12 protein-coding genes are annotated in these 12,429 nt (G+C 66.0%); 7 read left to right on the plus strand and 5 right to left on the minus strand.

The features are described from left to right. Nucleotides 1-5 precede the first annotated feature (5 nt). The 7 genes from N4S67_RS01120 (at nucleotide 6) to N4S67_RS01150 (ending at nucleotide 7,542) form a co-directional block, all read left to right on the plus strand. Entirely contained in the window at nucleotides 6-1,193 is a 1,188-nt protein-coding gene (locus N4S67_RS01120; protein ID WP_260991096.1) for an MFS transporter, read from the plus strand. Nucleotides 1,194-1,301: 108 nt separating this feature from the next. Then, nucleotides 1,302-2,324, plus strand: coding sequence for an amidohydrolase family protein (locus tag N4S67_RS01125; protein WP_260991097.1), 1,023 nt, complete (start codon nucleotides 1,302-1,304; stop codon nucleotides 2,322-2,324). After that, nucleotides 2,321-3,448, plus strand: a complete 1,128-nt coding sequence (locus N4S67_RS01130; protein ID WP_260991098.1) for a Gfo/Idh/MocA family protein — start codon at nucleotides 2,321-2,323, stop codon at nucleotides 3,446-3,448. The genes N4S67_RS01125 and N4S67_RS01130 overlap by 4 nt, the downstream gene beginning before the upstream one ends. 14 nt (nucleotides 3,449-3,462) lie before the next feature. Next, the gene (locus tag N4S67_RS01135) at nucleotides 3,463-4,542 is read left to right on the plus strand and encodes a Gfo/Idh/MocA family protein (RefSeq protein WP_260991099.1); all 1,080 of its coding nucleotides are present in this window, start codon (nucleotides 3,463-3,465) and stop codon (nucleotides 4,540-4,542) included. Continuing rightward, a complete protein-coding gene (locus N4S67_RS01140) occupies nucleotides 4,539-5,615 on the plus strand; it encodes an amidohydrolase family protein (RefSeq protein WP_260991100.1) in 1,077 nt (358 codons plus the stop codon). Before N4S67_RS01135 ends, N4S67_RS01140 begins: the two co-directional genes overlap by 4 nt. Beyond that, on the plus strand, nucleotides 5,612-6,673 hold the full coding sequence (locus N4S67_RS01145; RefSeq protein ID WP_260991101.1) for an Ldh family oxidoreductase: 1,062 nt from the start codon (nucleotides 5,612-5,614) through the stop codon (nucleotides 6,671-6,673). The genes N4S67_RS01140 and N4S67_RS01145 overlap by 4 nt, the downstream gene beginning before the upstream one ends. After that, entirely contained in the window at nucleotides 6,670-7,542 is an 873-nt protein-coding gene (locus N4S67_RS01150; RefSeq protein ID WP_260991102.1) for a fumarylacetoacetate hydrolase family protein, read from the plus strand. Before N4S67_RS01145 ends, N4S67_RS01150 begins: the two co-directional genes overlap by 4 nt. 74 nt (nucleotides 7,543-7,616) lie before the next feature. On the opposite strand, the gene N4S67_RS01155 is transcribed toward N4S67_RS01150, so the two are convergent. The 5 genes from N4S67_RS01155 to N4S67_RS01175 all read right to left on the minus strand — a co-directional run bounded on the left by N4S67_RS01155 (nucleotide 7,617) and on the right by N4S67_RS01175 (nucleotide 12,273). Then, entirely contained in the window at nucleotides 7,617-8,471 is an 855-nt protein-coding gene (locus N4S67_RS01155) for an endonuclease domain-containing protein (RefSeq protein ID WP_260991103.1), read from the minus strand. A gap of 128 nt (nucleotides 8,472-8,599) precedes the next feature. Continuing rightward, nucleotides 8,600-9,343 (minus strand): ABC transporter ATP-binding protein, encoded by a 744-nt coding sequence (locus N4S67_RS01160; protein ID WP_260991104.1) that lies wholly within the window; start codon nucleotides 9,341-9,343, stop codon nucleotides 8,600-8,602. After that, nucleotides 9,336-10,316 carry an ABC transporter permease gene (locus N4S67_RS01165; protein ID WP_260991105.1) on the minus strand — a complete coding sequence of 327 codons (981 nt, stop codon included), beginning with the start codon at nucleotides 10,314-10,316 and terminating at the stop codon, nucleotides 9,336-9,338. Before N4S67_RS01165 ends, N4S67_RS01160 begins: the two co-directional genes overlap by 8 nt. Next, nucleotides 10,313-11,152: an ABC transporter permease gene (locus N4S67_RS01170; protein ID WP_260991106.1), complete on the minus strand. Its 840-nt coding sequence runs from the start codon at nucleotides 11,150-11,152 to the stop codon at nucleotides 10,313-10,315. Before N4S67_RS01170 ends, N4S67_RS01165 begins: the two co-directional genes overlap by 4 nt. Nucleotides 11,153-11,211: 59 nt before the next feature. Continuing rightward, the gene (locus N4S67_RS01175) at nucleotides 11,212-12,273 is read right to left on the minus strand and encodes an ABC transporter substrate-binding protein (RefSeq protein WP_260991107.1); all 1,062 of its coding nucleotides are present in this window, start codon (nucleotides 12,271-12,273) and stop codon (nucleotides 11,212-11,214) included. Between the last annotated feature and the right edge of the window lie 156 nt (nucleotides 12,274-12,429).

The raw sequence follows: 12,429 nt of genomic DNA on the forward strand, positions 1-12,429 counted from the left end.
GCCCCGTGAGCCTGCGACGATTCGCCTTCCCGCTGCTGGCGTACGCGTTCGCGGCCATCATGGGGGGCACTACCCTGCCGACCCCGATGTATGCCCTGTACGGCGAACGTCTGCACTTCTCGGTGCTGACCACCACCGTGGTCTACGCGACGTACGCGGGCGGCGTGCTGGTCACGCTGCTGGCGTTCGGCCGGTGGTCCGATGCGATCGGCAGGCGGCCCATTCTCCTGGCTGGGGTGGCGTCGGCACTGGGCAGTGCAATCGTGTTCCTGTTCGCCGACTCCGTGCCCGACCTGCTGATCGCACGGGTGCTCTCCGGCGTGTCGGCCGGGTTGTTCACCGGCACCGCGACGGCGGCGGTCATCGAGGCCGCGCCCGAGCGCTGGCGGGGCAGGGCGGCCGCGGTCGCCACGGTGGCCAACATCGGCGGCCTCGGCGCCGGACCGGTGCTGTCCGGTCTGCTGGTCGAGTACGCGCCCGCGCCGTTGCACCTGTCGTTCATCGTGCACATCGCGATGCTCGCGCTGGTGAGCGTCGCGGTCCTGGCGAGTCCGGAGACGTCGCCGCGTAGTGGGCACATCGGTGTGCAACGCCTCTCGTTGCCCGCGGAGGTTCGCGGCGAATTCGCCATCGCGGGCGTCGCAGCATTCGCGGGCTTCGCAGTCACCGGGCTGTTCACCGCCGTCGCACCCGCATTCCTCGCCGACGTCGTCGGCATCAGCAACCACGCCGTCGCCGGACTGATCGTCGGCCTCATCTTCGGCGCGTCGGCCGTCGCGCAGATCGCCTCGGACCGATTCGACCCACACCGCGCTATTGCGGCGGGCAGCGTGCTGCTGATCGTCGGCATGGTGATTCTGGCTGCGGCACTGCACTTCTCCTCGCTCACGGGCCTGATCGTCGCGGCGGTGGTTGCCGGCGTCGGCGTCGGCGTGAGCTTCAGTCGGGGCCTGGCCGCCGTTGCCGATAAGACGCCGCCCGAGCGCCGCGCGGAAGTCAACTCCACCTACTTCGTCGTCGTCTACGCCGCGATCTCACTGCCGGTCGTCGGCGAAGGGTTCGCCTCGCAGGCGCTCGGTCTGCGCACGGCCGGTGTCAGTTTCGCGGTGGCCGTCGCATTGCTTGCCGTCGTCTGCCTGGTCACGATCACGGTCCGGTTGTCGCGCGGGCGCGCGGCAGCGGCGAGGGCCTGAGGCGACCATGGCGTCGGCCGGGAGACCGATCGGCGGACATTCACGGTCGGCGTGAGTGTGCGCGCCCCTCAGCCGTCCTAGGCTCCGCAGTGAGACCCAGGAGGTTATGTGGACAAGGTCAGGGCGTCCCGCAACGACGGTCCCGTCATCGACATCCACTGTCACCGTGAATGCGCGCCGGTCGCGGAGTTCATGACGGAGCCCGCAAGGGCCGCGGGCAAGGTGGCACTCGGGCACGGCAACCCCACCACCCAGGCGGTGAACCGGCGCCAGCTCGAAGCGATCCGGCCGAAGATGGACCTGCTCGACGTGCGCCTGGCCGACATGGACGCGATGGGCGTGGATGTTCAGGCGGTCGCCGTCGCGGTCTACCAGTACTACTACTGGGCCGACCCCGAACTCGGGGCCAAGGTCGCGCGAATGATCAACGAGGAGTTCGTAGAGTCGACGTCACGCTATCCCGGCCGCTTCCTGCCGCTGGGCACCGTACCGCTGCAGGACACCGACGCGGCCGTCGGCGAATTGCGTTATCTCGCCGAGGAACTGGGCATGCGTGGCATCGAGATCGGCACCCATGTCGAGGGTGAGGAGATCTCCAGTGCGCGACTCGAGCCGTTTTGGGCCGAGGTGGAGAGACTCGGCCTGGTCGCCGTCGTCCACACCCAGGGTGCAACGCATCCGCAGCGCATGCAGGACCACAACTTCGTCAACATCGTCGGACACGCGTTCGAGGCGACCCTGGCCACGGCGCATCTGATCTTCGACGGCGTGGTCGAACGTCACCCGGACCTCAAGGTCGTCGTCGTACACGGCGGCGGCTACCTGCCCGCCTATGCCGCGCGGCTCGACCACGGCTGGCGGGCTCGCGAAGACGTCCGCGAAGGGGTGCCCGACCTGCCGACGACCTATCTGCGCAAGTTCTACTTCGACACCATGGTCTTCGAGCCGGGCCAACTGCAGTACCTCGTCGACACCTACGGCGCCGATCACGTGCTGCTCGGCACGGATTATCCGTACGACATGGGCGACGACGATCCCCTGGCGTTGCTGGGCGCGACGACCGGCCTCAAGCAGGACCAGATCGACCTCGTCGCGGGTGGCAACGCGGCGCGGCTCCTGGGGCTGACGTGAAGGCCCACGGCACAGTCGGATTGGCCGTTATCGGCTGCGGGACGGTCGGGCGCATCCGCGCAGTGCTGGCACGCGAATACCCGGGGATCGGCTGGCTCGGGTTGTGCGACGTCGACGAGCCGACGCTCAAGGGCCTGACCGACCACACCGAAGCCGACTTCGCCACCACCGACGTCGACGAACTTCTCGCGCGTCCCGAAGTGGGCGCGGTCATCGTCGCCACCGACGAACAGGAACACGTGGAGCCGATCCTGCGCTCCGTCGAGCTGGGTGTGCCGCTGTTCATCGAGAAGCCGCTGGCCACTCATCCTGTCGAGTCGGCGCGGGTGCTCGCCGCTATCCAGGACGCGGGCGTCGACGCCGTCGTCGGTTACACCCAGCGCTTCCGCCGCAGGTTTCAGACGGTCAAACAGCGGCTGCGCGACGGCCAGATCGGTGACGTGACAACGGTTGTCACACGTGCGTTCATGAACCGGATGGTGCCCGAGGCCACGTTGCGAAAGGTCGCCGACCCCGTTGGCTTGACCCCGATGGTGGTCTCGGGCACACACAGCCTCGACATGTGCATGTGGCTGATGGAAGGCCGCAAGCCGGTCCAGGTGTACGCCCGCTCGACCGACCGCACGCTCGGCGAGATCGGAACGAAGGACGGCACGTCGGGCATCTTCACGATGGACGACGGCGTCGTGTTCTCGATGAACATCAACTGGGCGCTGCCGACGGTATGGCCTGGCGCGGTGTACGGGTTGGAGATCGGCATCGTCGGCACGCAAGGCGTCATCGACGTCGAGGACACCCACCGCGACGTCATCCTCGCCTCGGAGATCGGCCAGCCGGCCGGCTATACGAGTCGCGGGTTCGCGCCGCCCACCGCCCGCCATGTCGACTTCATCGGAAGCTATCCGCCCGGCGACGTGTCCGGCGGCATGCTCTGGGGGCCGATGCGCGAGGAGACCACCACATGGTTTGCGCGCGTCTGCCGCGGTGTCGAGACGCCGCATGCGACCGCCGCCGACGGCCACCACAACCTGATCAACACGATGGCGATGGACCTTTCGGCCCGCACCGGTCGACCGGTATCGCTCCCGATCAGTCCCGAGGAACTCCTCGAGGGACTCACCTAGCCGGAAGGACGCGCATGCAGCAGATCAACCTCGGCATCATCGGCACCGGATGGTGCGGCGGAATCCGCGCCGTCACCGCGTCGCGCTGCCCGCTAGTCGGCGAGCTGCATCTGGCCGAGATCGACAGTGCTCGCCGGGACGACATTGCCGCGCAGACGAACCCGACGATAGTCACCGCCCGGTGGGAGGACCTCGTCGAGAATGCCGACATCGACGCGGTCGTCGTCTCGGCCACGCCGGAGCACCTGCACCACCCGATGACCAAGGCCGCACTCGAGGCCGGAAAGCACGTGCTCTTGGAGAAGCCGATCGCGCTCACCCTCGACGAGGCCGACGAACTGATCGAGATCGCCGATTCGCGAAAGCTCAAACTCACCATCGGTTACTCGCAGCGGTTCAACGCCAAGCAGGCGATGATCAAACGCGCAGTCGACGACGGCACACTGGGCCGCGTCACCAGTATTCTGCTGAGCCGCCACATCACGCGCTCGCTCGGCGCGAAAATCGGGTCGCGCACCAAACTCTCGCCTGCCGCGATGGAGGCCACCCACGACCTGGACTTCGCGTTCTGGTGCCTCGAGCCGCGCAGGCCGGTGCGCGTCTACTCGCAGAACGCCTGGGGCGTGCGCAAACCGACGCTCGACGTGCCCGATACCCAGTATCTGGTGGTCACCATGGACGACGGCGTCGTCGTGGCCGTGGGCGCGGGAATGTCACTGCCGCCGGGTTACCCCAACGCCTCGACCACATGGATGGAGGTCATCGGCACCGACGGCGCCGTGCTGGCCGACGCCAGCCACCGCGACATCGTGCTCAACACCGTGGCCGACGGCGTTCAGTTCCCGCTGTCGACGATGCCCGGCGAGTTCGTCGACCATGTGTACGCGGGTCCGATGGAAAGAGAGACAACGCATTTCATCGAAGCGGTAGCACTGGACCGCCCCGTGATGGTGGATCCGCACCTGGCACGAGTCACCATGGAGGTCTACCTGGCGGCGGACCTGTCCGCGGAGCTCAACCAGGTGGTCGAGCTGCCCCTGACGCGTGAACAGATTGGCGGCGCCCTCACCGGTTCGGCGGTCGGCCGGGCGTGACCGAGCAGGCCGAGTGGTGGCCCGACCTCGCGCCGCGGATCCTGCCCTCGGCCGCAGCGCGTCCCGCCTGCCTGTGCGTCGACGCCCACTCGCACCTATCGGTGCCGCCGGCCGCCGCGATCGCAAAGCCCTACTTCCGGCCGGAGTTCGAGCCGCGCGCGCTGTACTCCTCGGCCGAAACGCAGCGTTACAACGCCGAGTACCGGGCCAGCCCCCTGAACACGGCGCAGTTCGAACACGCCGAGCAGCGACTTGTCGACATGGACGCCCAGGGTGTGGACGTCCAGGTGCTGTCCGTGCCGCCCACCGAGTACTTCTACTGGCTTCCGGAACAGGAGGCGTTGCGCGTCAACCGGATTCAACATGAGCGCTTCGCCGAGGTGGTGGCGCGGTGGCCTGACCGTTTTGCGGCGGTGGCCAACGTCCCCCTCGCGCATCCCGCCCTGGCCGTCGAGATGCTGCGGGAAGCACGGCGTGACTTCGGTTTCGGCGGTGTCGAGATTAGCGCCGATGTGCTGGGGCGCGACCTCGATGACCGGCGCTTCGACCCGGTGTGGGAGGCAGTCGTCGAACTCGACATGACGGTGATCCTGCACCCGCAGGGGTTCACCCACGGCGAGCGGTTTCGCGACTACTACCTCGTCAACGTGATGTGTATGCCCCTGGCCTCAACTCTCGCGGTGACTCGGATGATCCTCGGTGGGGTGTGGGCCCGGCATCCGGCACTGCGGGTCATGGTGGTGCACGGGGGCGGGTACCTGCCCTTCTACGTGGCCCGCACCGACCACGCCTGGCGGGTCCGGCCTGAATTGCGCCACCACCTCGATGTGCCGCCCAGCGAAGTGCTGCGCTCGATCTATGTGGACACCAACGTGTTCGACCCGCCGATGGTGGAGCAGCTGGTGGCCGACCTCGGCGCCGACCATGTGTTGATGGGCACCGACTATCCGTTCGACATGAGCACCGTCGACCCGGTCGCATTCCTGGCGCAGGTCGATCTGGACGACGACACTCGAGCACTCGTGTTGGGCGGCAACGCAGCACGCCTGTTCGACATCAAGGTCGACGAATGACCACGCGCTTGCCCGCCGCCGAGCTGACCGAGTTCGCCGCGGCGATCCTTCGCGCCTGCGAGGTGTCTCCTGAGCACGCTGAGGTGACGGCATCGCGCCTGGTCGAGGCAGACATGCGCGGCCGGTCAGGGCACGGCCTCATCCGGTTGCAGCCGTATGTCCGCCGCATTCAGGCCGGTGGCATCAATGTGCGACCCCACATCCAGGTGGTCCACGAGACGCCGGTGTCGGCGCTGGTCGAGGGCGACAACGGGCTGGGACAGGTTGTGATGACGCGGGCCACCGAGCTGGCGATCGCCAAGGCGGCTGAAGTGGGAATCGCCTGGGTGGGTACCGTCGCATCCAACCACGCCGGGGCAGCCGGCCTGTACGCCGAAATGGCTGCCGAGGCAGGGCTTGTCGCGATGTACTTCGCGGTGGCCAACGCCAACGGCATGCCGCCGTGGGGCGGCCGCAACCCGATGCTCGGCACGAATCCGATCGCCATCGCGATTCCCACCGGCGATGTCCCGTTCCTCCTCGACATCGCCACCACCGCGACGTCGCACGGCAGCATCAAAGTGGCGGCGCGCGAAGGACGGCAACTGCCGGAGGGGTGGCTCGTCGACGCCGAGGGCCGTCCGATCACCGATCCGGCCCGCGCGCACGAGGGCTATCTCGTGCCGATGGGCGGGTACAAGGGATCGGGGCTGACGATCGCGATCGGCCTGCTCGCCGGTGTGCTCAACGGCGCAGCGTTCGGGTCCGACGTGGTGGATCACCGCAAGGATCAGGTCACGCCGACGAACACCGGGCAGTCGATTCTGGTGTTGCGTGCCGACCTGTTCCGTCCCGCCGACGAGGTACGCGCCGAGGTGACCCGGCATCTGAACGAACTGCGCGACTCCGGCGGCCACGACGGCGAGCGGGTGCGGTTGCCCGGTGACCGGGCGGCCGAGACGCGCGCGGACAACGAGGCGCTCGGACTGCCCGTGCCGCCGCAACTCGCGGCCGAGTTGAGTCAGCTCGCGACCGAACTCGGAGTCGACTCACCGCTGAAAGGGACGCAAAGTCAATGAGGCTGCTGACGTTTCGTTCGACCGCAGGCACGGGCATCGGCGTTCTCGACGGTGACGAGGTCGTGCCGCTCGCCGCGGATGCCGACCTACCCTCAAGCATGGTCGAGTTCGTCGCGCTCGGCCCGCAGGGGTTGGCACGTGCAGCGGCGGTGTTGGCGACGGCGCCGCGCCTTTCGGTCGACGAGGTGCGCGTGCTTGCGCCGATCCGGCCGCGCAACAACGTGATGTGCGTCGGGAAGAACTACGCCGAGCACGCAAGGGAGTTCGCGGGCAGTGGTTTCGACGCGTCGCAGAAGCAGGCCGTTCCGGAGGCGCCGGTGATCTTCACCAAGGCCCTGTCTGCGTTGGCGGGTCCTGGCGATGAGGTGAGGGTCAGCGACGACACAACCGCCACAAGCGATTACGAGGGCGAACTCGGCGTCGTCGTGGGTCCGGGAGGCCACAAGGTGGCCGAGGCCGACGCGTGGTCGCATGTGTACGGGTACACCATCGTCAACGACGTCACGATCCGCGACCTGCAGAAGCGGCATGTGCAGTTCTTCATCGGCAAGAGTGCGGCGACGTACTGCCCCGTCGGACCGGTGATCGTGACCGCCGACGAGGTCGACGATGTGACGGCGCTGCGGGTGCAGACCAGGATCAACGGCGACCTGCGCCAGGACGCGCCCGTCAAGGACCTGATCTTCGACATACCGCGACTGATCGCCGCGATATCGGCGGCCGTGTTTCTGGAGCCCGGTGACCTGATCGCGACCGGCACCCCCGCGGGGGTGGGCATCGGGTTCGCGCCGCCGAAGTTCCTGGCGCCGGGCGACCTGATGCAGGTCACCATCGACGGTATCGGCACGCTGACGAACCCCTGCGCCTGACGCCACCTCCGCCGAACGTTCCTTACCACCGGACAACTGGCGAAAATGTCGCGCGGTAAGGAACGTTCGCGGCACTAGACTGGCGCACCCGCAGCACGCAATGCCGCTCGCGTGCGCTCGACGATGACGTGCGGCCGGCGACGAACCATATCGCTGCTCACGCGGACGATCCGCCACCCCAGCGCTTCATACTCGGCTTGCTTATCGATGTCCTTGGCTCGGACATCCGGATCCTCCCAGTGTTGGGCCCCGTCGTACTCGACGCCGACCAACCAGTCATCCCAACCCATGTCGATTCGGCCGACGAACTCGCCGTCGTTGTCGAAGACATTGATCTGGGTCCGCTTCGGACGAAGACCGGCGTCCGTCAAGATCAATCGCGTGAGCGTCTCCTGCGGCGACTCTGACCCGGCGTCGGCAAGGCTGACCGCTTCTCGTAACTGCAGAAGACCACGGGCGCCGCGGTGGCGATCCGCCATCAGCTCGATATCGACCGGCTTCAGATCGGTCGCCTGCATCAAAGCATCCAGTCGGATGACCGCGGTTTTGAGCCCGCGTCGACGGCCTATGTCATATGCGGTGCGCGCGGGCGTGGTAGCGGGCAGCCCACCGACGACACAGATCTCGTCGTCGGTCAGCGCATCACTGTGCAGCAGAATGCCGTTCGTCTTGTGTCGATGCGGCTGGTTCAGTTCGGCCGGAAGGTGCGCGTCGATCCATTTCGAGCCGTGCAGCGCAGCGGCGGACAGACCCGCCAATGTCGCCCGCCGCGCTGCCCAAAGCCACGCTGCGAATGCCTTGTCGGCGGATGTCATCCGGTACCCCCGCGGAACATACACGTTCCGGTACACCTTTTCGTAGCGTGTCGAGAGCTGATACCGCGTGACAACCCCCGCCGAAACTGCCTCGCTGCCCATGAATGGACCCATGGCGATAGGACGCGCAGAACCTCAATCGCGTTCCACCCTCGCCGAACGTTCCGTACCGCTCTAGGAGTCATCAAGAATTCGAGCGGTACGGAACGTTCGCGGGTAGGTACGGGTAGGTACGGGTGGGGCTACGTAACCGCCATGGCGCCGAGGTTCTCGAACGTCTTGAACACGTCGGCCTTCATCAGTGCGACATCGGCGTCGGTGACGTCCCGCGGGAACGGCAGCGTGACGGTCACGTCGTCTGCGAGGCGACCGCCCTTGGCGAACACCAGGATTCGGTTCGACAGCTCGACGGCCTCACCCACGTCGTGGGTCACGAACACCACCGTCTTGCCCGTCTCCGCCCAGATCGTGTGCAGCTCCCTGCGCAGTGTGCGCGCGGTGATCGCGTCGAGGTGACTGAACGGCTCGTCCATGAACAGCACATCGGGTTCGGTCGAGAATGCGCGCGCGATACCGACGCGCTGCTGCATACCCCCGGACAATTCTCCGGGATACTTGCCGCCCTTGTCGCCGAGCTGCACCATCTCCAGATAGTGCTGGCACCTCGCACGCGTCGACTCGGAGCGGTCCTTCTGCACGAACAGCATGTTCTCCATCACGCTGCGCCATGGCAGCAGCCGCGCCGCCTGGAACACATAACCGGCCTGCGCAGGCTTTCCATTCTGCGTGATGCTCACCCGTCCGCTGGTTGGGACGTCGATACCGGACAGGATGTTCAGCAAGGTCGACTTGCCGCATCCCGACGGTCCGACGACCGAAACGAACGCGTGACCGCTGATGTTGAGGTTGACGTTCTCCAGGGCCACCACTTTGTCGGTGCCGAGGCCGAACTCCTTGTGCAGGTTGTCGATCGCGATGTCAGCCATTGTCGTTCTCGCTCCTCGAGTCGTCGGGTCCTTCGGTTGCCAGTGAGATGCTGCCCAGCGCCGCACCGGTGGCGGTCGCCGCGGCGACAGCGGCTTTCGTCGGTGCGTCGAACTGCTGCTCGACGACATCACCGGAGTCCAGGGAGGGCCGCCACTTGAACATCCGCTTGGAGAGTTGGTCGAACATGAACTTCTCGAACACCAACGCGAAGATCACGAAGAACAGCGCGTATCCGATGACGCCGTACGCGCGGTGCGCGTCGTACCAGAACTTGATCGTCCACCCTGCGCCGTCCATGCCGCCGAAGACCTCGGCGACGACCAGACCTTTCCAGCCCAGTGCGAAGCAGTACCGGGCCGCGGCGAACAAGAAGGGCAGCAGCGACGGGATGAGCACATGGCGGATGACCCGCTGTCGCGGCACATCGAACGCGCGCGCCATATCGAACAGGTCGGCAGGCGTATTACGCACTCCCTCACGGACGTTGATGATGACGAATGGCACCCCGGTCAACACGACGGTGATGATGGGTCCGATGTCACCGAAGCCGAACGCCAGGCTGCAGAACAGCGCCCAAGCGAGGTTCGGCATGGCGAGAATGGCCACCACCCAGTCGTTGAAGAACGCGTTGACCGCCTTGGACAGACCCATCGCGACGCCGATGATCGTACCGATCACCAACGCGATGACCATGCCGATCGCCAAGCGCTGCAACGAGATGGCAAAGGTCTCGTACAGGTTGTACGGCGCCACCGTCTTCAGCGTGATCTCGTCCCACATGAACTCGACGACCTGCAGAGGCGTCGGCAACACGTCGACGGCGAAGGGCCAGATGGTGGTCACCAGTTTGATCGCCAGCAGCCAGAAGACCACGCACACCACCGGGAACAGCAGCCGGCCGGTCAGTGAGGCCCGCCGGAACCTGCGCCACAATCGATCTGCGGTCGTCACGGGACGTTTCGGTGATGTCATGACTTGAGCTCCCCCCGCCACGCGAAGAACCGTCGTTCCAGCGACTCGAGCACGATCTTGTCCAGGAACAGCGCGAGCACGTAGAACGCCAGTATCCAGGTCAGGAATTCATCGAGTCGGAATAGCTGTGTGGCTGTCCGCATCTCGAAACCGATGCCCTCAGACGCGGCGAACACCTCGGTCAACACCGTGACCTTCCACGCAATGGAGAAGCCGAACCGCACACCGGTGAAGATGAACGGCGCAAGGTGCGGGATCACGATGTGCCGGTTGCGTTTGTACAGCGACACACCGAATGACTTCGCCATGTCGAGCAGGTCTTTGGGCAGGGACTTGATGCCTTCGGACACGTTGACGGTGATGATTGCAAAAGTCGTCAGGACGATCGCAAGGAGCGGCCCGACGGTTCGATTACCGAAGATGATGGCCGTGATCAGCGCCCAGATGAGACCGGGCGTCGTCACGCCGATCGTCACCGCGTCCCGGAAGAACCCGTTGAGGAAGCGGTTCTGCATCAGGATGCCGATGCCGACACCCACGACGAACGCGATCGTGAATCCGACCGCGATGCGCGACAGCGTCGTGGCGAAGGCGCCTGGCACCTCGCCGGTCGCCCACAGCTCGCCGAAGGTTCGAAAGACCGTCGACGGACCCGGCAGCAGGTTCTCGTCCATGACGCGCCCTGAGGCGAGTTCCCAGATGCCGAGGAAGAACACGTAGCCGGCGATGCGCCAGCCCCACGTCGTCATGCGGTCTTTGCGCTTGGCGGCGCGGACGAGGTCCTCCTCGCTCGTCCGCTTCGCCGGTGTCGGCGGCGAATCCAACGTCGTTGCCACGATGGCCTTTCGGTGTCGGTGGTCAGCCGGGGACGGCTGGCGCCGGCCCCGGCCCTACATCACTGGGGTGTGATCGCCTCGAAGCGAGGGGTCGGCGCGTCTGCGGCGAGGTAGTTCGGGTTGTCGGGATGCAGATGCTTCATGAGCTCCCACAGCTGCGTTTCGTTCTTGATCCACGCCTCATCCATCGCGACCTTGTCGACGAACCAGTCGGCGTCTCCGGACATGTAGTCGATGAGGTAGTTGATGTCCTCTTCGGACTCGACCGAGAAGTGCTGCGGATACTTCTGGATGATCTCGGGTTTCTGTTCCTTCCATTGGTCGACGCCCTGCTGCCACAAATCGAGGAACTTCGCGGCGAGATCCGGGTGGGCGTCGTACCACTCCTGCGTGGCGACGAAGTTGTTGCCGCTGACGTGGTTCAGTCCGTCGTTGTTGGGCGCGAACTCCTTGTAGAGCTGGAACGGCGACTTTCCGTCGTACATCAGTTCCAACTCGCCCTTGCGCATCTGCGGGATGGCGGCCTCGGGAATGATCGCTGCGGCCTCGCAGTCGCCGCGCAGGAGGTTCGTCGGGTTCACGAAGTGGTCGTTGACGAGCAAGTCGAAGTCACCGCCGCCGACCCGGTAGTCCAGATCGTGCATCTCCTTGGCGAGTACGCCCCAGAATGCGGCGTTGGATGTCGGCCCGGACACGCAGATCTTCGAACCCTTAGGGATGTCGGCGAGTGTCTTGTAGGGGTCGCCCTTGCGCTTGAACATCGGGACGCGCTGGTAGTTGTATTTGCCGAAGGTCACCGTCTTGATGCCGGTTTCGGCCTCGAGGACGGGCGTCTCCTGGGTGGACATCGAGACGATGTCGCCGTGGCCGCCGGCGAAGTAGGTGAACTCGTCCCACGTCGTGCTGGTCTCGATGCGGACGTTGTTGTCCTTCTCCCACTTGGCCAGGGTGCCGTTGTCCTTCATCATGTCCCACACCGCCTCGGGCGCGAACGCGAAGCGGATGACCTGCGGGTCGCCTTCGGAGCCACCGCCGCCACCCGACCCACCACTACAGCCCGCCACGAGTGTGAGCGCCAAACCCGCGGCCGCGGCAATGCGCATGGTTTTCTGGACTTTCACGGTGGCCTCCTGTTGTGCCCGTCTGTGATGCGTACCACTGCTGAGTACAGTGCCAGCGCGACCGGTGGCCTATGTCGTGGACCGTGAATTTCGGTCCCGACGGGTGTCGCGCCCTGTGACGGCTTCCGTCACGCAGGACTGCGGTGACGAATGTCG

The sequence above is a fragment of the Mycobacterium deserti genome (assembly GCF_025345615.1).
Classification (GTDB): domain Bacteria; phylum Actinomycetota; class Actinomycetes; order Mycobacteriales; family Mycobacteriaceae; genus Mycobacterium; species Mycobacterium deserti.